22 protein-coding genes, 2 pseudogenes and 1 riboswitch are annotated in these 25,787 nt (G+C 59.8%); of the genes and pseudogenes, 13 read left to right on the top strand and 11 right to left on the bottom strand.

Annotated features, from left to right (window positions below):
- Positions 1-105: 105 nt before the first annotated feature.
- The 6 genes from tyrS to ACJ2A4_RS10110 all read left to right on the top strand — a co-directional run bounded on the left by tyrS (position 106) and on the right by ACJ2A4_RS10110 (position 6,851).
- Complete coding sequence (gene tyrS / locus ACJ2A4_RS10135) at positions 106-1,356, top strand: tyrosine--tRNA ligase (protein WP_408872728.1); 1,251 nt, start codon at positions 106-108, stop codon at positions 1,354-1,356.
- Positions 1,357-1,428: 72 nt separating this feature from the next.
- A complete protein-coding gene (locus tag ACJ2A4_RS10130) occupies positions 1,429-2,016 on the top strand; it encodes a hypothetical protein (RefSeq protein WP_408872727.1) in 588 nt (195 codons plus the stop codon).
- Positions 2,016-3,119: a sensor histidine kinase gene (locus ACJ2A4_RS10125; protein WP_408872726.1), complete on the top strand. Its 1,104-nt coding sequence runs from the start codon at positions 2,016-2,018 to the stop codon at positions 3,117-3,119. Before ACJ2A4_RS10130 ends, ACJ2A4_RS10125 begins: the two co-directional genes overlap by 1 nt.
- A 16-nt stretch (positions 3,120-3,135) precedes the next feature.
- The gene (locus tag ACJ2A4_RS10120) at positions 3,136-3,741 is read left to right on the top strand and encodes a response regulator transcription factor (protein WP_041111755.1); all 606 of its coding nucleotides are present in this window, start codon (positions 3,136-3,138) and stop codon (positions 3,739-3,741) included.
- Between the two features lie 95 nt (positions 3,742-3,836).
- The gene (locus ACJ2A4_RS10115; protein ID WP_408872725.1) at positions 3,837-4,259 is read left to right on the top strand and encodes a DnaJ family molecular chaperone; all 423 of its coding nucleotides are present in this window, start codon (positions 3,837-3,839) and stop codon (positions 4,257-4,259) included.
- 66 nt (positions 4,260-4,325) lie between these two features.
- Positions 4,326-6,851, top strand: coding sequence for an excinuclease ABC subunit A (locus ACJ2A4_RS10110; protein ID WP_408872724.1), 2,526 nt, complete (start codon positions 4,326-4,328; stop codon positions 6,849-6,851).
- Here the strand turns inward: ACJ2A4_RS10110 and ACJ2A4_RS10105 are convergent.
- Genes ACJ2A4_RS10105 through ACJ2A4_RS10095 form a run of 3 tightly spaced genes read right to left on the bottom strand, consistent with a single transcriptional unit; the run spans position 6,836 to position 9,689 of the window.
- Complete coding sequence (locus tag ACJ2A4_RS10105) at positions 6,836-7,429, bottom strand: LUD domain-containing protein (protein WP_194259550.1); 594 nt, start codon at positions 7,427-7,429, stop codon at positions 6,836-6,838. The genes ACJ2A4_RS10110 and ACJ2A4_RS10105 overlap by 16 nt on opposite strands.
- Positions 7,426-8,949, bottom strand: coding sequence for a lactate utilization protein B (locus ACJ2A4_RS10100; protein WP_408872723.1), 1,524 nt, complete (start codon positions 8,947-8,949; stop codon positions 7,426-7,428). Before ACJ2A4_RS10100 ends, ACJ2A4_RS10105 begins: the two co-directional genes overlap by 4 nt.
- On the bottom strand, positions 8,946-9,689 hold the full coding sequence (locus ACJ2A4_RS10095; RefSeq protein WP_194259552.1) for a (Fe-S)-binding protein: 744 nt from the start codon (positions 9,687-9,689) through the stop codon (positions 8,946-8,948). The genes ACJ2A4_RS10100 and ACJ2A4_RS10095 overlap by 4 nt, the downstream gene beginning before the upstream one ends.
- Before the next feature lie 394 nt (positions 9,690-10,083).
- Here ACJ2A4_RS10095 and ACJ2A4_RS10090 point away from each other — a divergent pair.
- From ACJ2A4_RS10090 to ACJ2A4_RS10080, 3 genes and pseudogenes are all read left to right on the top strand, one after another.
- Positions 10,084-10,416 (top strand): annotated as a pseudogene (locus tag ACJ2A4_RS10090) (flagellin B); the annotation flags it as partial.
- 28 nt (positions 10,417-10,444) lie between these two features.
- Positions 10,445-12,001, top strand: coding sequence for a hypothetical protein (locus tag ACJ2A4_RS10085; protein WP_408874173.1), 1,557 nt, complete (start codon positions 10,445-10,447; stop codon positions 11,999-12,001).
- Positions 11,961-12,455, top strand: coding sequence for a flagellin (locus tag ACJ2A4_RS10080; RefSeq protein WP_408872722.1), 495 nt, complete (start codon positions 11,961-11,963; stop codon positions 12,453-12,455). Before ACJ2A4_RS10085 ends, ACJ2A4_RS10080 begins: the two co-directional genes overlap by 41 nt.
- Here the strand turns inward: ACJ2A4_RS10080 and ACJ2A4_RS10075 are convergent.
- Genes ACJ2A4_RS10075 through rpe form a run of 3 tightly spaced genes read right to left on the bottom strand, consistent with a single transcriptional unit; the run spans position 12,436 to position 15,927 of the window.
- The gene (locus tag ACJ2A4_RS10075) at positions 12,436-13,581 is read right to left on the bottom strand and encodes a glycosyltransferase family 4 protein (RefSeq protein WP_408872721.1); all 1,146 of its coding nucleotides are present in this window, start codon (positions 13,579-13,581) and stop codon (positions 12,436-12,438) included. The two genes, ACJ2A4_RS10080 and ACJ2A4_RS10075, sit on opposite strands and share 20 nt — an antisense overlap.
- 25 nt (positions 13,582-13,606) lie before the next feature.
- The gene (locus ACJ2A4_RS10070; protein ID WP_408872720.1) at positions 13,607-15,253 is read right to left on the bottom strand and encodes a heparinase II/III family protein; all 1,647 of its coding nucleotides are present in this window, start codon (positions 15,251-15,253) and stop codon (positions 13,607-13,609) included.
- On the bottom strand, positions 15,253-15,927 hold the full coding sequence (gene rpe, locus ACJ2A4_RS10065) for a ribulose-phosphate 3-epimerase (protein WP_408872719.1): 675 nt from the start codon (positions 15,925-15,927) through the stop codon (positions 15,253-15,255). Before rpe ends, ACJ2A4_RS10070 begins: the two co-directional genes overlap by 1 nt.
- 156 nt (positions 15,928-16,083) lie before the next feature.
- On the opposite strand from rpe, the gene ACJ2A4_RS10060 reads away from it, so the two are divergent.
- The gene (locus ACJ2A4_RS10060; protein ID WP_408872718.1) at positions 16,084-17,343 is read left to right on the top strand and encodes an AGE family epimerase/isomerase; all 1,260 of its coding nucleotides are present in this window, start codon (positions 16,084-16,086) and stop codon (positions 17,341-17,343) included.
- A 3-nt stretch (positions 17,344-17,346) separates the two neighbouring features.
- On the opposite strand, the gene ACJ2A4_RS10055 is transcribed toward ACJ2A4_RS10060, so the two are convergent.
- From ACJ2A4_RS10055 to ACJ2A4_RS10040, 4 genes are all read right to left on the bottom strand, one after another.
- Positions 17,347-17,937, bottom strand: a complete 591-nt coding sequence (locus ACJ2A4_RS10055) for a YdcF family protein (protein ID WP_408872717.1) — start codon at positions 17,935-17,937, stop codon at positions 17,347-17,349.
- On the bottom strand, positions 17,937-19,175 hold the full coding sequence (locus ACJ2A4_RS10050; protein WP_408872716.1) for an MFS transporter: 1,239 nt from the start codon (positions 19,173-19,175) through the stop codon (positions 17,937-17,939). The genes ACJ2A4_RS10055 and ACJ2A4_RS10050 overlap by 1 nt, the downstream gene beginning before the upstream one ends.
- A 138-nt stretch (positions 19,176-19,313) precedes the next feature.
- On the bottom strand, positions 19,314-20,285 hold the full coding sequence (locus ACJ2A4_RS10045; RefSeq protein WP_408872715.1) for a methyl-accepting chemotaxis protein: 972 nt from the start codon (positions 20,283-20,285) through the stop codon (positions 19,314-19,316).
- A gap of 78 nt (positions 20,286-20,363) precedes the next feature.
- Positions 20,364-20,768, bottom strand: coding sequence for a hypothetical protein (locus tag ACJ2A4_RS10040; RefSeq protein ID WP_408872714.1), 405 nt, complete (start codon positions 20,766-20,768; stop codon positions 20,364-20,366).
- A gap of 170 nt (positions 20,769-20,938) precedes the next feature.
- Positions 20,939-21,068: riboswitch (TPP riboswitch) on the top strand.
- Between the two features lie 161 nt (positions 21,069-21,229).
- Between ACJ2A4_RS10040 and ACJ2A4_RS10035 the strand changes: the two are divergent.
- The 3 genes and pseudogenes from ACJ2A4_RS10035 to pnuC all read left to right on the top strand — a co-directional run bounded on the left by ACJ2A4_RS10035 (position 21,230) and on the right by pnuC (position 25,363).
- Positions 21,230-23,634, top strand: a pseudogene (locus ACJ2A4_RS10035) (TonB-dependent receptor).
- A 2-nt stretch (positions 23,635-23,636) separates the two neighbouring features.
- On the top strand, positions 23,637-24,791 hold the full coding sequence (locus tag ACJ2A4_RS10030; protein WP_408872713.1) for a phosphotransferase enzyme family protein: 1,155 nt from the start codon (positions 23,637-23,639) through the stop codon (positions 24,789-24,791).
- Complete coding sequence (gene pnuC / locus ACJ2A4_RS10025) at positions 24,782-25,363, top strand: nicotinamide riboside transporter PnuC (protein ID WP_408872712.1); 582 nt, start codon at positions 24,782-24,784, stop codon at positions 25,361-25,363. The genes ACJ2A4_RS10030 and pnuC overlap by 10 nt, the downstream gene beginning before the upstream one ends.
- Before the next feature lie 69 nt (positions 25,364-25,432).
- On the opposite strand, the gene ACJ2A4_RS10020 is transcribed toward pnuC, so the two are convergent.
- Positions 25,433-25,780, bottom strand: coding sequence for a hypothetical protein (locus ACJ2A4_RS10020; protein WP_408872711.1), 348 nt, complete (start codon positions 25,778-25,780; stop codon positions 25,433-25,435).
- Positions 25,781-25,787: the final 7 nt, after the last annotated feature.

Below are 25,787 nucleotides of genomic sequence, written 5' to 3'. Positions count from 1 at the left end.
CTCACCTTCCGCCCGCATGGCCGGTCCCGGAGTTTCCGCTCCTGCGCCGGTCATGCTAGGGTCCGCGTCCTTTCCTTCCCTGTAGCAGCGTAGCAAGACCGACCCATGCCAAAGAGTCCGTTCCTCCTCGAAGCCCAGGCCCGCGGCCTGATCTTCCAGTGCACCGACCTCGACGCCCTCGACGAGGCCATGCTGGCCGGACCGATCACCGCCTATGTGGGCTTCGACCCGACCGCAGACTCCCTGCATGTCGGCAATGCGCTCTCCATCATGGCGCTCCGCCTGCTCCAGAAGCACGGCCATCGCCCGATTGCCCTGATGGGCGGCGGCACGGCCAAGATCGGCGATCCGTCCTTCCGCGACGAGGCCCGCTCCCTCATCACGAACGAGACGATCGCGCACAACATCGCCGGGATCGAAAAATCCCTGCGCCAGTTCATCACCTTCAGCGATGAAGACCCGTCCAGCGGTGCCATCCTCGCCAACAACGCCGACTGGCTGGACAAGCTGTCCTACATCAACCTGCTGCAGGATGTGGGCGTGCATTTCTCGGTCAGCCGGATGCTAGGCTTCGACAGCGTGCGCCAGCGTCTGGAACGCGAGCAGGGCCTGACCTTCCTGGAGTTCAACTACTCCATCCTCCAGTCCTATGATTTCCGCGAACTGAACCGCCGTCACGGCGCCGTCCTGCAGATGGGCGGATCGGACCAGTGGGGCAACATCGTCTCCGGCATCGATCTGACCCGCCGTACGGACGGCAAGCAGATCTTCGGCCTGACCACCCCGCTCGTCACTACGTCGTCGGGTGCCAAGATGGGCAAGTCCGCCAAGGGCGCGACCTGGGTCCGTCCGGAGAAGCTGCCCGCCTTCGAATACTGGCAGTTCTGGCGCAACACCGAAGATGCCGATGTCGGCCGCTTCCTCAAGTTCTTCACGGATCTTCCGGTTGAGGAATGTGAGCGTCTGGGTGCGCTTGAAGGCTCGGAGATCAACGAAGCCAAGAAGATCCTCGCAACCGAGGCCACCGCCATCTGCCACGGCCGCGCCGCCGCCGAAGAAGCCGCCGAAACGGCCCGCCGCGTCTTTGAACAGGGCTCCGCACAGGCCGCCCTGCCGGAAATCGACCTGCCTGCCAACCTGATCGCCGAAGGTCTGCCCGCTTTCCGCGTCTTTCAGGAAGCCGGACTGGCCGCTAGTGGTGGTGAAGCCCGCCGCCTGATCCGTGGTGGTGGTGGCCGGATCAACGATGTGGTGGTCTCGGACGAGAACCAGACCTTCACGCTCGACGATCTGCGGGATGGTGTCCTGAAGGTCTCGTCCGGCAAGAAGAAGCACATCCTGCTCCGTCCGGTCTGAACCCCGTCATGACCGATGTCATCCGCGGCATCTGACACTGCACCCTGTTTTTCTCCGTCGGAACAGGCACCCTTGTCGCAGGGCGCCCCCGATGGACATGCAGCGCGGATGATAACGGAGCGGAAAAACTGGCGTGGCCTGCTGACCGACTGTGCAGGTCTGGCCTTCGCGGCTCTCTGGGCTGCACGCGGCGCACAGGCGGCCATGCTTCCCATCGCCCTGACCGTTGCAATCCTCGCCATCCCGACGATCCTTCTCGTCCTGGGCTTCATCCGGCGCGACCTTGTGCTTCGACACCCCGAAATCTCCCTTGACCCGAAACTGACGCACCGCATCAAGATCCTGCGTTTCGTGGGGATTTTCATCGCCGCATCATGGACACATGCCCATCATCGGGTAGGCCTGTTTTATCCGCTTCTCGGGGCCATCATCGGCCTGTCCTATATCCCGCTGGGCCGCGCCCTGAGAGAACCGGTTCATATCGTCATGGGAGGCGCCATCGTTCTGATTTCCGGCCTTTCCATGCTCCTGCCAGAACCGCACCACCTTGAAGTCGCGGGTTTCGGCACAGCCATCGCCATCTGGACTGGAAGCGCCATGCGACTATGGCGTTCGGGAGTATTCTTGACCCCGGACACGTCCTCCACCACCCTCACCTGATGGCCGCAGATTCCCTCTCCTGCCATCTGGCGGACCGCAAGACGCCGTGGCCCCATTTCAACCAGTATCTGGTGGCCTATCTGAGCTACCTGCTGTTCTATCCGGTCCCCTGGCTGCTGGGCTATCACCGCCCCACGCTTGCCGGCGTCCTGTTCTCCACGGCCGCCATGCTGGTCTTCCTGCTGGTCTATTTCGCGCCCTACCGGAAAGATCGGTATTACGGCTACGGCGAGATCATCCTGACCGACCTGATCGGCTATGCCTGCGCCTGGACGCATGGCGACTGGGAGGTCTACTGCATTTTCGCCGCCGGAATGTGCGCCCGCTTACCCGGAAAGCGGCAATCCATCACGATGGTCATCCTGCTGCAGGTCGTCCTGATCATCTCCGGACATTTCCGCCACAAGACCACGCTGGAAGTCATCCCCAGCGCCTTTTTCAGCATCATCACCTATATGGGCACGCTGGTGCAGTGGCAGCTCGGCATCCGTAATTTCGAACTGCGCGAAGCCCAGAACGAAATCCGCACCCTCGCCACAACCGCCGAGCGCGAACGCATCGCGCGTGATCTGCATGATCTTCTCGGCCATTCCCTGACGGTCATTTCCGTGAAAGCCGAACTGGCCGACCGTCTGTTCACGTCCGACGCCCCCCGTGCGCGGCAGGAAGTTGCGGAAATCAGCCAGATCGCCCGCACGTCCCTGCGCGAAGTCCGCGAAGCCGTCGTCGGCATGAACGGTGCGTCGCTTCAGCGCGAACTGGACCGTGCCCGCAAGGCCCTGAATACAGCCGGTATCACCCTTGTTCTAAATGACCCCGGACCGTCCGCCGATCAGCCGCAGAACAGCGTGCTCGCCCTGGCCCTGCGCGAAGCCGTCACGAATGTCATCCGTCATTCCGACGCCCGGACCTGTACCCTGACCTTCCAGCAGAACGCGGAAGGCCATATTCACACTTTCACCCTCGAAGACGACGGCCCGCTCCAGGCTCCACGACCAGCCCGCAGCATCATCGAAGGCAACGGCCTGCGCGGCATGCGCGCCCGGCTTGCCGCCTCGGGCGGTACGCTGACCCTCTCCCCCAGCCCCAGGGCTTCAAGCTGACTGCAACGACACTCCCATGATCCGCCTCATCCTCGCCGAAGATCAGACCATGCTCCTCGATGCCTTCGAGGCCCTGCTGCAACTCGAAGACGACATCAAAATCGTCGGCCGGGCGACGGACGGGCGCGAGGCGCTCGACCTGATCCGCGAACACCGCCCCGATGTCGTCCTGACCGATATCGAAATGCCCCACGTCACCGGCATCGAGCTTGCGGAAAAGATCCTTCAGGAAGGCCTGCCCAGCCGCGTGATGATCGTGACGACCTTCGGCCGCTCCGGCTATCTGCGCCGCGCGCTTCAGGCCGGCGTGCGCGGCTACATGCTCAAGGACGCCCCCATCACGCAGCTTGCCGCCGCCATCCGCAAGGTCGCGGCAGGCGGCCGGGCCATCGCCCCCGATCTGGCCGAAGCCGTGTGGGACGCCCTGCCCGACCCCCTCTCCGAACGCGAACGCGCCATGCTCCGCCTCGCCGAAGCTGGACGCACCAACCGCGAAATCGCCGAGGAACTGTCCCTTTCTTCCGGCACGGTCCGCAACTACTTCTCGGAAATCGTGCAGAAACTCGATGCCCGCAACCGCATCGAAGCCGGACGGATCGCCCGAGCAAATGGCTGGCTCTGAGACGGACAGGAAGACCAGTCCGGCTAATGAAGACTCTCCCTGAAGTCCGCTTGGCCATGATAGGATAGCCTGCAACTACTGGCGGAAGACTTTTCATGCAGCTTCTCGCGCTCATCGGGGCAGCGTTTCTGGTCTACTGGGTCCTGAGCCATCTGGGACTTGTCTTCGGTCTCATTTTTGCTTTCGCCAAGTTCATCATACTCGCGCTCGGAGCCCTGGTCCTCCTGGGCCTCGTGATACAGATGATTTCGGGAAAGAAGGATGCGGAAGGCCCCGAGCAGACAACAGCGGGCTCTCCTTTCGAGGAGCCGCCTGCGGACCGGACATGGTTCGAAGTCCTCGGGGTCAGCGAGTTCGCATCGCCCGACGAAATCAAACGCGCCCATCGTGATCTGATCCGCCAGTACCATCCGGACAAGGTCAGCGCGATGGGCGAGAAAATCCGCGAACTGGCCATGCGCGAGACACAGCTTATTAACGCCGCTTTTCAGGAAGCCCGCCTCAGCCGCGGCTTCTGAAGCGTGGTTTGTGTACTCTGATGTCTGACGGGTCTACACTTCTGTAGACATCATCAGGAGTGCACCATGTCCCAGACGCCCTCGCCCCATGAGATGATCCGCGTCAGAGGGGCGCGGGAACACAATCTGGAAAACGTGAATGTAGACCTGCCACGCGATAAGCTCGTTGTCGTCACGGGCGTGTCCGGGTCCGGAAAATCCTCGCTGGCGTTTGGCACGATCTATGCCGAGGCCCAGCGGCGCTATCTGGAATCCGTATCTCCCTATGCCAGGCGCCTGTTCGACCAGATGCCGGTTCCGGTCGTGGCGTCCATCGACGGACTGCCGCCCGCCGTCGCGCTTCAGCAGCAGCGCGGCGGAAGCAGCAGCCGCTCCAGCGTCGGCAGTCTGACGACGCTCTCGAACCTGCTGCGGATGCTCTATTCCCGCGCCGGCACCTATCCGCCCGGCCTGTCACGGCTGGAAGCGGAGTCCTTTTCCCCCAACACCCCCATGGGCGCCTGTCCGAAATGCCACGGGCTCGGGCGTATCTACGACGTCACGGAAAAGACGCTCGTCCCCGATGACAGCCTGAGCATCCGCGACCGCGCCGTCGCGGCCTGGCCCACGGCATGGCAGGGACAGAACTTCCGGGACATTCTCATCACCCGGGGCGTAGATGTGGACTGCCCCTGGCGCGACCTGCCGAAAAAAACGCGGGACTGGATCCTCTTCACCGAGGAAACGCCGACCGAACCCGTCTATCCGGGACGCACCCATGCTCAGGTCGTGGACGCCATCAAACGCGGCATCCCGGCCGATTACAACGGCACGTTCAGTGGCGCACGCCGCTACGTCCTGCACACCTTCACGCAGTCACAGAGCGAGAAGATGCGCAAGCGCGCAGCCTCGTTCATGGTCTCCGCGCCCTGCCCGGTCTGTCATGGACAGCGCCTGAACCCCGATGCGCTGCGCGTCACATTCGACGAGCTGAATATCGCCGACTTCTCGAACCGCACGCTCGAAGACATCGCCGCTTCATTGCGCACATCCGCCAAAGCCCCCGCCAACGGAAAGGACGCTACGGCCGTCGCCGCACGCGGCATGGTCGAAGCCATGATCGAGCGGATCGATGTGCTGCTGGATCTGGGTCTGGGCTATCTCCAGCTCGACCGGGGCGTGCAGACACTCTCGCCCGGAGAATACCAGCGTCTGCGGCTCGGCACCCAGATCCGATCGAACCTGTTCGGCGTTGTCTATGTCTTGGATGAACCCAGTTCCGGTCTGCATCCCGCCGATACGCAGGCCCTTCTGCGGGCACTGGACGGACTGCGCGATGCGGGCAATTCGCTGATCGTCGTCGAGCATAATCCGGACGTTATCCGTCGTGCGGAATGGCTGGTGGATGTCGGCCCGGATGCCGGCGAACGGGGCGGCCGCATTCTCTATAGCGGCCTGCCAGACGGGCTGCAGAACGTAAAAGAGTCCCGCACCCGTCCCTATCTGTTCGACACGGTCCAGCCTCGCACAACACCGGTCCGCAAACCAACCGGCACGCTGGAACTGACGGACATCTGCTGGAACAATCTGGACCATCTGGCCCTGACACTCCCGCTCGGGGTGCTCGTCTCGGTGACAGGCGTTTCAGGGTCCGGAAAATCCAGTCTCGTCGGGCAGGCTCTCGTCTCCATCATGGCCCGCACTCTTGGCCAGAAAGTGGACATCGACCCCGACGACGACAGCACGGATGATGCCCCGCCTCCCGAACATCGCGAGCCCACAGGGAACGTTTCGGGCGGAACAGGACCGATCAAACGCATGGTCATGATCGACCAGAAGCCGATCGGACGGACTCCGCGCTCCAATCCCGCCACCTATACCGGCCTGTTCGACACGATCCGCCGCCTGTTTGCCGAAACGCCGGAAGCAAAGAAACGCCGTTTCGATGCCGGATGGTTCTCCTTCAACGTCGCCAAGGGAAGATGTCCGCGCTGTGAAGGCGTAGGGACGGTCGATGTGGAACTTCTGTTCCTGCCAACCGTGCAGACGCCCTGCCCCGTCTGCCACGGCAGCCGCTACAAACCCGAAGTTCTGGAAGTCCTTTGGAACGGACACAGCATTGCGGACGTGCTGGGCCTGAGCATTGACGATGCCTGTGACATCTTTGCGGATGTGCCTGTTCTGGCACGCGGCTTCGACACCCTGCGTCGCGGGGGACTGGGCTATCTCCGGCTCGGACAGCCCGCCACCGAACTGTCAGGCGGTGAGGCGCAGCGCATCAAGCTTGCGACCGAGCTTCAGAAACAGCGCAACGGGCACATCCTCTATGTTCTGGATGAACCCACCACCGGCCTGCATCCCGCCGATGTGGACCGGCTGATGCTCCAGCTTCAGGCACTGGTCGATCAAGGCAATACCGTCGTTCTGGCCGAGCACGACATGCGCGTGGCAGCGGCCAGTGACTGGATCATCGATCTCGGCCCCGGTGCAGGACGCAAGGGCGGCCGGATCGTGGCATCAGGAACACCGGAGACCGTAGCGGCCTCGGAACACAGCGTCACCGCCCCGTTCCTTCGCCGCTACGTTCACCCCGAACCTCAGGACGCCGGGTGAAACAGCACGCTCAGCGAGCGCACACCCTGCGCACCATGCACGAGCACGCCCTCAATATCCGCCGTCGCTGACGGACCGCTCTGGAACACGGCATAATGCGCCTGCGTCCATTCCGGGCGCTGGTAAGCATTGTGCAGGTTGTACACGATCTGCGCCGGGTCCAGCAGGATGATCAGATGCTGCGGCAGAAAGCCCGTCGTGTTCACGAGAAGCTGCTTTTCCGTGAAGCACAGCGATCCCGTCTCCGCCACGCCAAATGCCGCGCGCAGAACAGCATATTCAACCGGCGCAATATCTGTTGGCTTCGTCTGCGGGGTGACCTTCATGTCCCCCTCGAATTCCGGCACGCAGGACAGGACAGGCCCCGCCTTGACAATGGCCTGCCGCACCGGAGCCATCGGATCTGCGGCATCGGGCGTCAGCAGTTTGCCGCCCATGCGTTCCAGAGATTTCTGGAACAGCTCTTTCAGATCCGCAGGCGCGGCCTGATCGAAGAGTGGCACGTTCGGACGCGCACGATCACCCTGGATATGATTTTTCCGGATTGCCTCCAGAATGGCTTCGCGTGATCCGCTCATGATTTTCCCCCTTCGGCCTGCTGTTTCCGGTTTTTGCGATACCATTCATTGAACGTCTGCTTGGGCGTCTCCGGAATGTCGCGCTTGCGGCCCCAGGTATTGAGCTTGTTGTACAGCATGAAATGCGGAAGATGCCGCAATGCACTGCGTCCCAGCGGAAGGCTTGCGCGATAGACCACGGGGGATGCCAGGACCTCGCCGGCCGCCTTCATCATGACCTTCTTGACCGGGGAGATTTCCCCCTCGCCTGCCAGCGTCTTGCGCCAGTCGGCGATCTGTTCGTGAATATTGATCTTTACCGGACAGACATTGGTGCAGCTGCCGTTCATCGTCGAGGAATATGGCAGGTTGCGGTATTTGTGGACGTTGAAGGTCGGATCGATGATCAGCCCGATCGGCCCGGCATAGGTCGCCCCGTAGCTCAGGCCACCACTGCGCCGGAAAACCGGGCAGGTATTCATGCACGCGCCACAGCGGATGCATTTCAGTCCCGGCCAGAACTTTTCCATGCCAAGCCGGGCGGAGCGGCCGTTGTCCACGAGCACGACATGCATCTCGCCACCCTCACGCGGGCCGCGGAAATGCGACGTGTACTGCGTGATCGGAGAACCCAGCGCGCTGCGTGACAGCAGCCGGACAAATACGGCCAGATCATCCAGCCCGGGGATCAGTTTTTCGATCCCGATGGACGCGATATGCAGCGGCGGCGTGTTGGCTGACAGATCCGCATTGCCCTCATTGGTGCAGACGACGAAGGTGCCCGTCTCCGCGACCACGAAATTGCCACCCGTCATGCCAGCCTGCGCCGACAGGATCAGCGGGCGTGTGGCTTCACGCTGACATTCCGTCAGATAATGCGCATCCGCGTTGTCGGGATCGGAGCCGATTGTTTTTGCAAAAACACCGGCCACATCGGTCCGCAGCTTATGCACGGCAGGCACGACCACATGGCTGGGCGCCTCGTCATCAAGCTGCTGGATCCGTTCTCCCAGATCCGTCTCGATGACTTCAACATTGTTCTCGGCCATGAAGTGACGGAAACCACATTCCTCCGTCAGCATGGACTTGCTCTTGATCAGCCGTTCCACGCCCTTCTTGCGCAGGATATCAAGAACAATGGCATTGTGCTCGGCGCCATCCTTCGCCCAGTGGACCTTGATCCCGTTGGCCGTGGCATTCTTTTCAAACAGCTCAAGATAATAATCGAGTTTAGAGAGCGTGTGTTCCTTGATGCCCGACGCCAGGTCCCTCAGCTCTTCCCATTCCTCAATGCCATGCATTTCCTTGTCGCGCTTCTGACGCAGGTCCCACAGACGCGCATCATGCATGGCTTCATGCTCGGTCGCGGCAATAAAGCGGTTTGCCGCTTCGGACTGGTCGATCGGCCGGTTGCCGTGAACCTTGGCACCACGGGGCTGCGGTTCCGAAATCCGCGATTTCAGAGGCCGGGAAGATGCCGCACCGTGATCCAGCTGATCGGCATTCGGATCGGTCAGTTCTTCATGCAGTTCGGCAGTCATGCGCGTGCTCCATTCAGGATCTGGGCAATATGGATATATTTGAGATTGGCACCCATCCGCCGTGCACAGCCTTCCTGATGCATCATGCAGGAACTGTCGGAGGACGTGACATATTCCGCCCCGGATTTCAGCTGATCCGTGACCTTGTCCTGACCCATCTTGGCCGAGACGCCTTCTTCAAACACCGAGAACGTCCCGCCAAAGCCGCAGCATTCGTCAGGCCGCGTCAGATCGGCGAACTCAATGCCCTTGACCATTTTCAGAAGCGCTTTTGGCTTGGAAAACGGCTCCTCACGGCGCTCGGTCATGCTCGCGATCCGCAAATTCCGCAGCGTGTTGCAGTTGTTGTGAAGTGCAACACGATGCGGAAACTCGGCCCAGGGGAAAGCATCGACCTTCAGAACATCATGCAGGAATTCGACCAGTTCATAGGTCCGGCTGCGGACATGTTTGACGGCGTCGCTCTGCTCGATGGCCGTCATGTTGTGGCGGACCTGGTTCGTGCAGCTTCCGGACGGCGTGACGATGTAATCGTATTTTTCGAAATTGCGGACAAACAGTTCTTCCGTCTTGGCCGCTTCACGCTCACAGCCGGTATTGGTCATGGGCTGTCCACAGCATGTCTGGTCAACGGGATATTCAACCGACAGCCCGAAGCGCTCCAGCAGTTCCAGAGTCGCAATTCCTGTCTCAGGGTGAAACATGTCCACGTAACATGGAACAAACAGACCGACCTTCATGGGAATACCTTTGTCTTAATCGTATCGTGCGGCAACAGTTTCATAAAATTAACGCAGAAACAAAAGACAAGTTTACGGGAGAATCAAAGTCACCGTAAAAAGAGTATTTTAGTCCTGATAATAATACCAAAAAATAATAGTGAATTGCGCGGTGACATCTCATTCGATTTGAGACAATGATTTCTTATAGGAAGTATTTTTCTGAATTTACTTAGTAAATATTTGCGGATTCCAGATTTGACTCTCAGAAAAATCTCTCTTTCATGATATTCTTGGAAAATTTCCACCAAGATACCATCAGAGTCAAAAAATGGATTTTCTTGCTCATTAACGAAAAATTATAAAGCCACTGACACTATCGACACATCTTTTGCTCTCTGAGAGATGTCGATCTGTGCTTAGTGTAAATAATGCCTCTGTCCTCTCCGGGCTTCAGGTCCTGTCCCAGACCACTACAGCCCTGAACAAGGCGGAGACAGAAGTCGCGACCGGAAAAGCCGTATCGACTGCGTCAGACAATCCCGCAGTCTATTCGATCGCCAATACCATGCAGGCACAATCCTCCGCGCTAACCGGCATCTCACAGGGGTTGAATGTCCTTGGCCAGGTTGTGCAGACCGCCAGCGCCCAGGGGACACTCATCAACAATGTCCTGACATCCATTGCAGCCAATATCAGCGAAGGACAGAATACCGGCATTGACAGCAGCACCGTCAACACCCGGATTTCCATGGCGCTGAACGAAATCGAACTCGATGGCCTCATCCGCCACGTTCAATGGCGTCAACCTTCTGGCAGGCGGTCTTGTAAACGGTGTGACATCCAATACCGCCTCCACGGCTCTGGATGTCTATGGAGGATCTCTCAAGGTTGCGGGACACAATGCCACTTCAACCGGCCTTGGTCTGTCAGGGCTCAATGTCGATCAGGCCGGAGTCACCCTGCCTTTTGATTCTGAAGCACTGGTCACTGCAGGCCCCGCGACCACCACTCTAACACTGAACAACATCGCTCAGGCCACCGGTACGGGAACAGCCCAGAATCCCGCGGTCCAGTACCAGTTCGTTGCTGAAGAAACCGATACCGGGACCAACAATCCGGGCAGTTCCACACTGGCCAATATCAATGCCGCCATCGGTGCCGGCTCGGACCTGAAATGGGACCCGACAACAGGAGACCTGACGTCGGGAAGCAACACTGTCATTACTTCCCAGTACACCGACCCGAATGGGGTAAAACTTTACAAACTGAGCTCCGGCGCGGCCATTCAGGTCTCTCAGGGCAGCAATGGCGATCCTGTCTATACACTGAGTTCGACATTCGATGCGCTCGGCAACCCCACAGCCCAGACGGTCATCACGCCTGTTTCGATTGATACGTCCGGCGCCGGAAAAATGGATGACAAGACCATTTCCGATACGTTCATCGCGGCTATTTCCGGGCAGGGTTTTCACGTTGACCGAAGCAGCACCGACGGTGCACTGACCATCAGCGGCGGGAACATCTACGCTCCGGCTTCGTCTTCCAGCCCGGATGTTTCGGCCCTGACGAATGCCATTAATACCGCGCCTCTCTCAGGATTGGTCGTTCCTGTGGCAACCGCTATCAAAACCATTCCGGTTCCCCAGACAGACGAGAACGGGCACCTGGTTTACGACGGCGACGGAAACGTCGAATCCACCAACACTACAGAATCTTTTATTTCCACCTACGGGCAGCAGGTCAGCCTGCCGACGGCCCAGGCCAGTCTTGCCGATCCCTTTGCAACGCAGATGGACTTCAATACGAAGGGTCAGTCAGTCGGGCTGGATGGCTATCAGCTTGTTCTGAACCAGACAACCACTGACGGGACACTTTCCAGTTCAAAAACAATCGGCCGCAGTATTCAGAACCTGACCGACAGCAATCCTGAAATCACCATCGACCCCACAACCGGGCACGTAACGCCCTCGAAAATCATTTCACAAAGCAGCGCAGGAACCGTTTTCCAAATCTCGACGACGGCTTCTGGCAATCCCATGTATGTCAGCCTCGGAGTAGACGGAACAACAGGGAACCTGACCTATTCGGTTTCGGCATCTTCCGAATTTCCCCAGGGGGAAACGAACAATATCGTGGCCGTGAACGTCACACCCGATATGACTTCATCAGCGACCTATCAGAACAGCCTTCTTACACCGATTGTCACCGCCCTGAAGTCAGCAGGCATCACGACGAACGGAAGCAGCATCAATGCAGGCACACTCTCCATTGTCGCGAGCGGAACAAAGATTGCCGGGTCTGTTCCGTCGGGTGGCAGTCACGGCAGATGACGGCACTCCTGTCTGGGCGACACAGGGCACATCTTATGCTTTGAGCAATCTGCACAATAATGGTTCGTATACCTCCTTTCCTGTCTATAACTCCCAGTCACCGAATTCCTCTCTGCTTGCAGCAGACAGCAGGAATTTTTCCGGAGATACGATCGCTGGCCAGCAGACCAGCGGCTATGATGTTGCCATCGGGGCCGTAACCGCCGCCATTTCGAAAATGACATCCATCAATGCGTCGCTTGGAAACAGTGCAAATCTCATCACGCAGGTGACGAAAAATACTGCTGCCCAGCAGGATGCCATCACAACAGGAATATCAGCACTCACAGACGCCGATCTGGCGAAGGAAAGTGTCCTGCTTCTTTCAGCCCAGACCAAGCAGCAACTCGCCGTACAGTCCCTCTCGATCATGGACGGCCAGTCCTCGATGATTCTCAAACTTTTCCAGAGTTAAAAGACTTTCGAGAGAAAGCCTTTTCCATAAGCTCAACAACGTGTCTGAGGATATGGCTTTCATCATACGCCTCAAGCGCAATCTGCCTTCCGGCACGCCCCATTGCCTTCCTCAGCGCAGTGTCCTGCACGAGAACCCGCAGGGCCCGCGCAAGCGGCGCCGACAAGCCTGGGGAGACAAGAAAACCCGTCTTTCCGTTCACCACCTGCTCTCTCGGGCCGCGGACGTCCGTCGCCACAACCGGCAGTCCGGTCAGCATCGCCTCGATGACTGACATTGGCAGCCCTTCGAAATGGCTGGGAAGCGCGAACACATCCGCTGCCTTCAGAAGGTCAGGCACGTCTTCACGATAACCGAGCATTCGCAGTCGTGGCCCCAGACGCTCCCGCGTACGCTCGAAGGCTGCCGTCAGGTCCGCGCCATGATCCGAAGGCAAGCGTTCCCCGACAACCCAGAGTTCGGCCTCGGGCACATCTTCCATGGCGCGCAGCAACTCGGGATGCCCCTTGTGCCGCACCAGACGCGACACCACGATCACCACCGGCCGGTCTTCCGGCACCCCGAACTCCCTGCGCAATCGCGCACGCGTCTCCGCATCAGGATGATAGTGCTGGGGATCACGACCGTTGCCAATGGCAATGGGGTTGCGGTTCAGGTGCAGCCGACGTGCATCCTGTGCCTCTTCGCGCGAGACCGTCATATACAGGTCAGTGATGCGCCCTGCCATCCATTCCAGCACCAGGGAGAGCAGTCGGCGGCGCCATGATCCTGGCTGGTTGAACAGGAATCCGTGGCAGGTATAGGCCACGATCCGCACGCCGCAGAGCCGTGCGGCAAAACGCGCCAGAATGCCGCTGATCGGCATATGACCGTGCACCAGATCCGGCTTTTCCTGCCGGATCAGCCGGATCAGAGCCATGAATGCCCGGTACTGTGCCACTGGAGACAGCGACCGCGCCATCGGAACGCCATGCACCGTAAAGCCCTCGGCCCGCACTGGCTCCAGATGTACCCCTTCCGCGCAGGCTCCCTGAACGTCGTGACCAGCCTCACGCAGTTCCCGCATCAATGGCAACAGGAATTGCCTGAGCGCAAAATCCACGTTGGTGATTTCAAGGATCTTCACGCCATCACCCCTGATACGGAATTGCCTATTCCGGAATGCGTTCGAGAAGCCATGTCACGCTCTGATGGGTCCGTTTCCCCGATTTTGGTGCCGCAGGTTTCTCCTGCTCACTCTTCTCTTCCGCAGGAACAGTGTCGGGGACCGGCAGAGGCGTGATGATGATCTGACGGCAGACTTCACGCTTTCCACGCCCCAGATAAACGTCGTTTTCCAGCCGCACGACACCGTCACGCTGTCTGAAACGCCAGATCGTCCCGCCAACCTGAAGGATGATGTCTTCGTCATCCTGCGTCACCTTCACATCCGGATGAATGTGAAAACGGATGGCAAAATCAATATTGCGTTCGCCGTCTATCAACTCCTGCCCACGCAGATCTTCACCATCCGAACCGAAATACAGACGTCGGGTCCACTTCGCTCCAAGCGGTGCATGATAGCCATCATGCGACAGATCCAGCCAGTGCGCAGAACCATCCGTCTGATGATCGCAGGAGACCGTGACCGGGCGGCGCGTCATGCCGCCATCCGGTCCGAAATCTGCGGAAGACAGACCATCTGCTACGAGCACCGTATGGGCAGCGCTGCACCGCATCGCGTCGCGCCAGGCTCCGACCACAGCACTTCCGCAATTGACGAACAGCCGGTGACGCTGATGGGAGAACTCGAAGGACAGGGTCCCGGCATGTGCCATGCTGTCGAAACCGGCCGGCGCCGGTGGCCCGCTATCCACGATTAGCAGCGATTTGCCGAGTGCCAGTCGGGTAAACTTTCCCTGCGGCATGGAGGGCGCGATCAGCTTCTGCCGTGAACCCTGCGCCAGCACATCTTCTACGGCCGCGCTATGCCGTTCATTCGATCCGTTGAAGAGCGCCAGTCCTCCGTCCCCATGGCGCATTGCCCGCAGAACGGGACAGACCTTGTCCAGAGCCCGGTCGATAAAGGGCGGCACACTGGCATGAGCCGTACGGAACATAACGGACATTTCTGCCAGTTCACGCGCCACGAGGAATTGTGCCTCGGGACTGCGCTCAATGACCGTGCCATCCGCCAGAATGAGTCGTTCCAGCTCGGCAGGCAGATAGCGCAGAAAACGGGACATGAACCCCGTATGCTCCGGCATTGCCATGGCTGCGGCCAGCAGGCCCCGGAACGCCATCAGCCCGCGCGCACCCTGTGGGGACAGTGGCAAGAGCGCCGCAATGGTCCGCCCTTCCACCAGCATCCGTTCCATCAGACGCTGCTGAAGACGCGGATCGGCAGATGCCAGACAGAACTCGTGGTTCGACAGCCATGATGCCAGACGGGACCCCGTGACACAGGCATCCCGGACCAGCGGATCGGTTGGCGGATGCGCCAGCCAGTCACTGACGAGCGCCCGCGCGGTCAGACGGGCCTTGTCACTCCCGAGCGCCCGCAGATCCCGCAGCCAGCTGAACCCGTGCAGCCATTCCCGCACCGGCTCCGGCCAGGGGCCACGTTCCCAGTTGCCTTTCGGAAGCGTATAATCCTGCCGATCGAAGCGGAAATGCCCCGCAATAAGGCGTGCACCCTGCTCCGGATCTCCCTTCCAGGGATCACGGAACGCATGCACGGGCCCTTCCGAGGCAGGTCCTCCGAAGGGCAGACGGGCAATGGAAAGACGGAGACCACGAAGCCAGCGACTGCCTGTCATCAGGTCGTGTGATCCACGAACGGTCCTTCGAGCGCCCTGATCGCGGCATCACGGTCCTCTTTTCCGAAAATCGCCGAGCCCGCAACCAGCATGGTCGCTCCGGCGTCCACAACCCGCGGGGCCGTGCGCGGATCGATCCCGCCATCCACAGCAAGAACAATGTCACGACCGCTCTCACGGATCATCTCGGCAAGCGTCCGGATCTTGGACAGCTGGCTATCAAGAAAGCTCTGTCCGCCAAAACCCGGATTCACGGTCATGACCAGGATGATGTCCACCAGATCCATGACTTCCGACAGCGCCACAGCCGGCGTCGCCGGGCAGATCGCCACACCGGGACGGCACCCCAGCGCACGGATGGTCTGAAGCGAACGGTGCAGATGGGGCGCGTTCTCGACATGGACGGTGATGTGATCGGCACCCGCTTTGGCCGTCGCTTCCAGATACGGATCCACCGGATCGATCATCAGATGGACGTCGAACTTCGCGTCTGTATGCCTGCGCAGGGCCGCAATGACCGGAGGGCCGAATGAAATGTTCGGCACGAAATGCCCGTCCATCACATCAAGATGAAGCCAGGGCGCGCGCGCAATGGAGGTGATCTCTTCCCCGAGGCGGGAAAAGTCAGCAGCCAGAAGGCTGGGAGCGACGATGATCGAAGGACGGTCAGTCATACTCTCATGTATCGGCAAACCCATCGCGCGACGCAAGCCACATCCGCATCCGTGCGCATCTTCGTGAGGATCATGTCTATGCGCCCCTCCTTCCGGAACCCCCGAGCGCCTGAAACGTCCTGATGCCCACATCTGCCGACCTGCCCGGAGCGCCTCATGACCGATCGCCTTTCACCCACCCTGCTCAGCCGCGACAGCTGGATCCGCCGCCCCTCCCATCGGGCCTGGCTGGAAATGCAGGGACGTCGCCTTCTGGATTTCAGCAAGGGCGGGTGCATTGACGGCGGTTTTACCGGACTGGATCTGGAAGGCATGCTCCCCGAAAACGCCAAACCCGAAGCCACGCTGACCGCCCGCTGCGTCCACGCCTATGCCGTGGCCGAGCTTCAGGGACTGCCCGGAAGCGCACCACTTGTTACACACGGGATTCACGCCCTGCGCACCAATTTCCGCGATGAGACGCATGGGGGCTGGCAGCATTTCGCAGACAAGGACAATGACCGCAAACAGGCCTATCTGCATGCGTTCGTAGCTCTCGCAGCCTCATCTGCTGTCCTGATCGGAGCGGAAGGCGCGGGCGACCTGCTCAAGGATGCCATAGACCAGATCGAAACCCATTTCTGGAGCGAAGACGAAGGCGTCATGCGCGAAAGTTTTGCTCCGGACTGGTCGGACGAGGAAGACTACCGCGGCGCCAACAGCAACATGCATTCCACCGAGGCTTTCATGGCACTCGCGGACGTCACCGGAGACGTGAAATGGCTGCATCGTGCCCGCCGCATTGTCACGCGCTTCGTGCATGAGCTGGCGGCGGCCGAAGGGTTTGCCATGCCGGAGCATTTCAACCGTAACTGGACGCTCCTGCGCGATTTTAACAGCGACAAACCCAATGATGACCTGCGCCCTTACGGCATGACACCGGGACATTTCGTGGAATGGTCACATCTGACCCTGAAGCTCGAAGCAGCACTCCTGCGTCATGGACTCGAAACGCCGGAGTGGATGCTGCATGACGCCCAGGCCCTGTTCGAAACCGGGATGAACACCGGCTGGAACGCCGATGGCCGGCCGGGCATGCTCTATACCATCAACTGGGAACATGGCCCGCACAACCGCAGCCGCATCCACTGGGCGCAGGCCGAAGCCCTGACAGCCGCCATCAATCTCTACAAGCGGACCGGCAATCCCCATTACGAGCACTGGTACCGCATGATCTGGGATTATATCGACACAACGCTAATCGACCGCGATTTCGGAAGCTGGTTCAATGAGGTCAGCCCGGAAGGGGAACCCACCGAGACGATCTACAAGGGCAAAGGCGACCTGTATCACGCCTATCAGGCCACACTCGCGCCGATGATGCCGCTGGCACCATCTCTTGCGACAGCTATCGAACAGATTGGCGTCCCTTACTGATCGCTAACCCGGCGGCGCTTTCGTCAGGACATAGACCGGAAGCGCCACGGAATCCCGAAACAGATACCAGAGCTCCACGGGCCGGAATCGGGATGGTGCCGCGCCCGAAACCGGTGCCACACCCGCGTGGCGCAACGCCCATTCCGCGCGCAGCACATGAAACCATTGCGTGACCACAATGGCACCGTCAGGCCGCATTTGGGCAACATGCAGCGCCGTCAGCCAGGTATTATTTCCGTGCGAGTCCACGATGATGGCAGAAGCCGGGACACCACGCATCCTCAGCCAGCCTGCCATGATCCGGGCCTCGTCCTGATGATCACCGCTCTCGATCGCACCGCTGACCATGACGGTTCGGACAAGACCGGCACGCCATAGTCGCAGGCCCTCTTCCAGCCGTTCCTGCAGCGCCGGGCGCGGTTCGCCTTTGCTGGTCACTGCCGTACCGAAAATCACGGCCATCTCGGAGCGCACCGGCACGGCCGAGAGACCCCGAACCGCCACAAAGCCCATCCAGACCAGCAGCAGCCCCCCCAGCGCCAGCCCCGCGGTCAATCCTTTCGTAACCGCCCGCCGCCAGAACTTCCTGAACATCAGGAGGCATTCTCCTGTCCGGCACGCAGCCGATGCAGGTAAAGCAGCGCCACTCCCGCTGCCAGAATGCCGGACAGCGATCCCACGCCCAGAGCCCAGCGTGGCCCAAAGGAGTTTGCGATCATTCCCACCAGAGGGGCGCCCAGTGGCGAAGATCCGGCAAAGACGGCAAACCGGATCGACACCACACGCCCGCGCATACCCGGATCCGTTGCCAGCTGCATGTAGCTGTTGCTCACCGCCGTAAAGGTCAGGGATGCCATGCCCGCCATGACCAGTGCGACCGCAAAAGCCCAATAGCCCGGCGAAAGAGCCCCCAAGAGGCAGGCAAGACTGAACACCACCGCCCCTTGCGGCAGGGCGGAAAATTTCATGGTTTTGCGACTGGCAGCGAACAGCGCACCAGCGATCGTCCCGACCGCCATGGCAGAATTGAGAACGCCGTAACCATGTGCCCCGACATGAAAAACGCTGACCGCCATGGTGGAAATATAGATCGGGAAATTGAGCCCGAATGCCCCGAGCAGAAACAGCATGAACAGAATGGTTCGCAGATCATCGCGTTTCCAGACGTAGCGCACGCCCGTCAGCAGATCCTGTTTTTCCTGATGTGCATTTCCCGGTTTTGTGGGTGCCAAGCGATGCAGATCCTGTATCCGCAAAGACAGGAGTGACATCAGCACGCCATAAAATGAAAGCCCGTTCAGAATGAACGACCATCCAGAACCCAGCTCCGCAATACAAAACCCTGCCACGGCTGGCCCGATCATGCGTCCGGCATTGTAGGAGACGGAATTGAGCGCCACCGCATTGGCAAGATCTTTCTCACCAACAAGTTCGCCTGCAAAGATCTGCCGCACAGGACTGTCAAACGCTGCGACGCACCCGCTCAGAAATGCAAACAGGTCCACTTCCCACAGCCGGACCATGCCCGTCACCACCAGAACCCCAAGCGCAATAGCCAGGGTACCGAGGCCTGCCTGCGTCAGCAGCAGGAAGCGATGCTTTTCAACCCTGTCGGCAATTTTGCCGGTCCAGAGAATCAACAGAAGCGGCGGCGCCAGCTGAAGCGCCATGACAATGCCTACAGCCGTCGCATCATGCCGGGTCAGTTCTGTCAGAACCAGCCAGTCCTGCGTCGTCATCTGCATCCAGGTTCCGATGTTCGAAACCAGCGCACCCATCGCCCAGATACGGTAGTTACGCCTCCCCAGAGACCGGAAGGCCTGCCCCATCATGGGCGATACCCGTCATTCAGGACATGGACGCGGAAGAAGCCGACTGACATGCTATCAGTTTCGGGAATATCCCGACAGATGTCGAGGCATGTCTCGAAAATGTTCCCCTACAGCCTCAGCAAATAAAGACTATGGTTTTCAGAATTCGCTCGGAGCCAATGTTCGCGACGCGGAAAACACCTGCTTCGCGGAAGACTGTGCAGGACCAAACTGGAATCTGGACAGTTCGGCAAACAGATCCTTCGCTTCGTTGCTCAGGTTCCGGCAGGCCACATTGACCTCTTCCACCATCGCGGCGTTCCGCTGGGTCATCTGGTCCATTTCGTTGATGGCCTTGTTGATCGTCTCAAGGCTCTCGGCTTCACCGGTTGCGGAATGGGAAATATCCTCGAGCAGGGACGTAATCCCGTCCACATGCTGGCTAATGATCTTCATCGACCGGTCCGCCTCGCCGACAAGATGAACACCTTCTTCCACCTGTCGCCCCGAAGACGTGATGATGTTCCGGATATCCTGGGCGGATTTGGCTGAACGCTGCGCAAGAGCCCGGATCTCCTTGGCCACGACATCGAAGCCCTGGCCAGCCTCACCGGCGCGCGCGGCCTCGATCCCCGCATTCAGCGACAGGAGATTCGTCTGGAACGCGATTTCCTCAATCAGGCCCAGAATGCTCTCGACCTGCCGCGAGGAGTTGCGGATTTCGCCCATGGCCGTATTGGCGGAATGCATGATCCCGGAGATTACAACCGTCTGTCCACGCGTTTCCAGAGCTGTCTCACGTGCCTGCACCGCAGAGCGGGCGGTTTTCCCGACCGTTTTCGTGATGCTGTTGATGGATACTGCGGACTCCGCAAGATTGACGGCCTGCCGCTCCGTCCGCTCGCTCAGTTCAGCAGAGGCCGATGCGATTTCCGACGTTCCATTGGCGATAACGGATGTGGCATCGGAAATCTTGGCGATTGCTGTCCGGTAAATCTGGATAAGCGTGTTGAAATCCTGACGGAATTCTTCAAACCTGTCCTGAAAATGCTCCTGGAACGTGAAGGTCAGATCCCCTTTCTTCACGATTTCCATCCCGGCGCAGATCGTCCCGATCGTCTCACCCTGCAATTTCCGGATGCTTTCGCTTTTTCCCGAGAGCTCTTTCTGGATACGCGCGGCTTCGCGAGCCTCTTCGGCAGACAGTTCCTAGAGCTTCAGCTGATTCTGACTGTTTTCCCGGAATGACTGCAGGGAGCGTGCGAGGCGTCCGGCGCAGTCCTGATGATGCAGACATGGAATGGTAATGTTCAGAGCGCCCCCTGCCACCTTTTCCGTTGCAGCGGTGATCTGCTCGAACGGAACAGCAATGACCCGGATCGCAAATTTTGCGATCAGAAGCGTCAGCCCGACCTGAAACACCAGACCGGCGCATTGTGACAGGAACTGTTCATGCCGGTAGTGAACAAATACATATTCACAAAGCTGCTCAACCACGAACTGGATCACGGCGATCATCACCAGAATGGCGAAGAGTGCCTTGATTTTCTGGCGAACGTAGGCGGTTTTTTCAATCCAGTTCAGCATGAGAGCCTTTTTGACCTCTGGTCTCACGCTCTGTTCAGAGAGTGGCGTGAGTGCCTGCAAAACTATACATGTCGTTATTAATAAAAAATGAACATTTCTCTCGAAATTGTTTGCAACACATTCACAGCCATGTTGCGCCGCATTGTCTGGGAATGCTCCGTCATATTGACAATTTTTCTCACACGGAGGATTTCTGGCGCTTCACCGTGGGGAGCCCTGGCATGGGGCTGAGATTCTGCTGGCATGACCCTCAAAAGTCATGTGGCGCAGTGACCCATCGAACCTGATCCAGTTCATACTGGCGGAGGGATGGTGGTCGCTGTCTGCCCGACGCATGTTCATGCACAATGCAGCCAGCAGCTTGAACCTTTCCTGTCAGAGCTGAGATCTCATTGCTTGCAGGCGAGGAGTCTCTCATCATGGCATACAGACACGACCGGGCCACACCGCCTGTCAGACCCTATGGCCCTACCCACCGGGAGGCACCCATGTCTCCTGTCTGCCGTTCGCGGTACCGCAGCCTTCTGCCCGTCCTGATCGGCACAACGGTGTGCTTTTCGGTTGCGCGTGCCGCCGACACACCGGCCACAAACAAGCCAGCCATTCAGCAGACCGCCTCGCAGGCGCATGCTACACAGTCTCCCAAGGCCGAGCACATCATTGTCCACCGGATCTCGGACAGCGCGCCCGGCAACCAGCCGGGGGCGGACTGATCCATCTGCAGGACGGCGTAAAATCCGTCAGTACGGTCAGTCAGGATTTCATTTCCAAACAGGCCCCGATGGCAACGGCCTTCCAGCTTGCCTCTATGCTGCCCGGCGCCAATGTCGCCTCGTCCGATCCGATGGGCTTTTCTCCAAATACGAACATCACCGTCCGAGGTCTCGACAACAGCGCCATCGGCTATGTCCTCGAAGGCATGCCGCTGAATGACGTGGCCTATTATTCCGGCACGCCGAGCCAGTTTGCGGACAGCGAGAACTATCAGGAAATCGCCCTGGCGCAGGGATCGGCCGATCTGGACAGCCCGGTCCTGAACGCGGCCGGCGGCCTGATGAACCTGACATTCCGCGACCCCGCCAAAAAGGCCGGTGGCGATGCCAGCGTGTCCTATGGGTCCTACAACACCAACCGCGAATTCATCCGCCTTGATACCGGCGACATCGCCCATACCGGCATCCGTGGCTTCGTATCCTATTCCCATGGCGCAACTGACAACTGGCGCGGCCCCGGACGCGACGAGAAACAGCACGTCGATTTCAAGTTCCTCAAGGAATGGGGGCAGGGCAACCGCGCCAGTCTTTTAGGGTCCTTCAACACGACCATCACAAGCTGGTATCCCGAACCCACGATGGACAGCTGGAAATCGGACGGGATCAAAGGCCAGAACAACCTTCTGGCCCGCTATGACAGCAGCAGTCCTGATAACGGCGCAAATTACTGGCGCCTGTGGCGGGACGGAGAACGCACGCTTTATGGCGGGGCGCCCGTTCATCTGACGCTGACAGACCGCCTGTCCCTGGACGTCACACCTTACGCCCAGTTCGCCTATGGCAACTGGCCGGGTGGAAGCACGATGTCCACCTCCGGTCTCTATCAGGGCACGCAGGCCCTGTCCGACACGCTGAACCTGCCCGGCGCGCAGGACGGCGTCGGCGTGGTCCGCGCGGATTATACCCAGCGCAGCTACCGCTCCGGCTTTACCAGCGCCCTGCATTACAAGACCGGCTGGAACGATTTCGTCCTCGGTTACTGGTACGATTACGGCGATGACAACGAGCAGCAGCCGTTCACAGCCGTCCAGACCAATGGATATACCCCGGACATCTGGGCGGAAAACGGCAAGGACGTGATCCGCCTGTCAAACGGCGAGCGGCTTCTGGGCGGCAGTTTCCACACCATTTCCCAGACCAATGCCCTGTTCGTCGGCGATCACATGTCCCTGCTGCACGACCATCTGGCCATCGATCTCGGCTTCAAGGCCGTCATGATGAGCCGTGACGGTACAAACAGCCTGCCGGGGCCGCAGTATCATGTCGCGTCCAACAGCATGGAGCCCCTGCCCCGTCTGGGCGTGCGCTGGCGGATAGACGGCGAGAACCAGCTTTTCTTCAATGCCACGACTAATTTCCGCGCGCCTGATCAGACCGCGCTTTACAACACCTATGACCCCTCTTCGGGCGAGATGTACGGCACCGGCTCCACGGATGTCCGCAATGAATATTCCATTTCCGAAGAACTGGGATATCGCCGGACGGGACGCTGGATCATCGGCAGCCTGACGCTGTTCAACTACAACTTCACCAACCGCCAGATCTCCACGCAGGCCGTGCAGAACGGCTCCATCGTCAGCACGACCATGAATGCCGGTGGCCAGACGTCACGCGGCGTGGACGTGGAAATCGGCCTGCGCCCCTGGCACCATTTCAGCCCGTATGTGTCGGGTGAATACCTGCACGCCACCATCGACAACGACCTGATGTCCGGCGGGGACCTTCTGCGCACCCGTGGCAAAATCGCTGTCCGCAGCCCCACCCTTCAGGCCGCGGCCGGGCTGAGCTACGATGACGGACATATCTTCGGCGTCGCCACCGTGCATTACACCGGCCACCAGTACGCCACCTTCATGAATGACGAGCGCGTCTCGGATCATACGACGGGTGATCTCGCCATCGGCTACCGCTTTTCGGATCACGTCCACCTGCATCAGCCGACCCTGCGGATGAACTTCATCAACATCACGAACGAGCACTATCTTTCCGGCGTGGCGAGCCCCACCCTGAACGCGAAGGACACGACCGGCGTCTATGGCACCACCATCGCCGGCAGTGCCCCGAGCTATTATATCGGTGGCGGCTTCGCGGCCCTGTTCACCGCCTCCACGGGATTCTGAGCATGGCAGAGGCATCCGGACAGTTCGGCGTCAACGGCCCCGAAAACAAGCGGGACTGGCCAGCACTGTCCGATGCCGAAGCCCGCAATGTCCTGTCCCGCTTCCCGCTCCCCGCTCCGGCCCGACAGGTCGTCTGGCATGGACGACGGCCGTTTTCCTCAACGGGCGTCGTCGCGCTGGCGGATGGGAGCCGGGTTTTCGTCAAACGTCATGACCATTGCCTGCGCGATGCCGCAGCTCTTGGGGAAGAGCACCGATTCATCACGCATCTGGCCGAACAGGGCGTTCCGGTCGGCCAGACATGGCGCACGAAAACCGGTCAGGCCGCCCTCGATCTCGATGGCTCAGCCTATGAGGTTTTTTCCATCATGCCCGGCCATGACCTGTACGAAACCGTGCAGTCCTGGGAGCCATTCCACAACGTCAAACACGCCTTTTCGGGCGGCCTGCATCTGGGGCGGCTTCACGACGCGGCCAGAAATTTCAATGCCCCTGCCCGCCCTTCCCGACGCCCCCTGCTCTCCACGTTCGAGGTCATCACATCCCCCAACCTGATGGCCGGGCTGGAACGCTGGATCCCGCAACAGGCCGGGCTGACAGAGGCCCTGACCCGTCATCCCTGGCGTGAGGATATCCCCGCCGCCCTGCTGCCGTTTCATGAGAGACTGAAACCCCATCTCGGCACGATCCAGCCCCGCTGGGGCCATGGCGACTGGCATCCGTCCAACCTGTTCTGGAGCGGCACGGGAGCAGACGCACAGGTCTGCGGCATTCTCGATTTCGGCATGTCGGACCGGACCTGCGCCGCCTATGATCTTGCGGTCGCCATCGAACGCACCGCCATCGCATGGCTCGAACCCCAGAACGACTGCCCCGTCATTCATGAACGGCTCGAAGCGTTCCTGTCCGGCTATCTGGCGCAATATGCGCTCTCCCGCGAAGAACGCCGTCTGGTGCCCCTCTTCCTGCCGCTTGTTCACGTCGAATATGCCCTCTCCGAAGTCGCCTATTACGAGACGCTGGTCCACGACCAGGCGGGCGTGAAAGCGGCCTATACAGACTATCTTCTGGGCCACGCGCACTGGTTCGCCTCGCCCTCAGGGCAGCAGTTCCTGCGCTGGCTGACCCGGACCCTTCAGGCCCCCTCATGTCCCTGATCGAAATTCTGGGCGCTGTCCTCAGCGCACTCGCCGTCTGGCTGACATCGCGACGCAGCATGATCTGCTGGCCCGTCTCGCTGACTGCGACCGGACTCTATTGCTGGATCTTTTTGAGAGCGCGTCTCTACGCCGATGCGGGACTTCAGATCGCCTTCAGCTTTTATGTCATCTACGGATGGCAACACTGGCGTCAGATGGAAAAGCCCGATGGCAGGATCCGCGTCCGCCGCCCCACCAGTCGCACGCTCGTCAATGGCATGCTCTGCGGTGCAGCAGGCAGCGCAGTCTGGGCATTCGTCCTGGCCCGCTTCACCAACGACCCCACCCCCATCACGGACGCCACCCTGACCGCTTACAGTATTGTTGCCCAGTGCTGGGACACGATGCGCTATCGTGAGACCTGGCTTTTATGGATCGTAGTGGACAGCGCCTATGTCGCCCTGTTCATCAGCCGCAGCCTTTATCCGACTGCGATCCTCTATGCGGGCTTTGTCCTGCTGGCCATCAATGGTTACCGGCTCTGGAAGCCGGATAGCTCAGCCAGACCGTCATCCATCCTGCCATCCTGAACACATCGGACAGAACATAAAAAAAAGCCGCCCTGACAGTTCAGGACGGCTTTTTACCAGACCGGACAATTAGCCAGCCGTCGCATCTTCCGGCAGGGGCTGGATCTGACGCAGCTTGCCGTAGCGATCGTAGTAAAACACCGATGTTCCGCGCCGTTCGGCATAACCGTCCGGCTGGCCATCTTTTGTCTGGAACAATAGCCGGAATGCATCCGGCTGTTCGATCACCTTGTCCCCTGGGGGACGATACCGGTAGCGGCTGAAATCGGCATGGCTCTTGGGCAGCGACGAATTGTGATACAGATCGTGCATGCTCGGCTTCTTGGGCCCGTCATCCGCATCCTGCGCCACAGCCGTGCCAAGGGCCGCGCCTGAAACAGCGAGGGCGGCCAGTACTGGGACAATCAACCTGCGCATGAGGCTC

The sequence above is a fragment of the Gluconobacter roseus genome (assembly GCF_046058915.1).
Lineage (GTDB): Bacteria > Pseudomonadota > Alphaproteobacteria > Acetobacterales > Acetobacteraceae > Gluconobacter > Gluconobacter roseus_A.
This window is presented reverse-complemented; position numbering and strand designations above follow the sequence as displayed.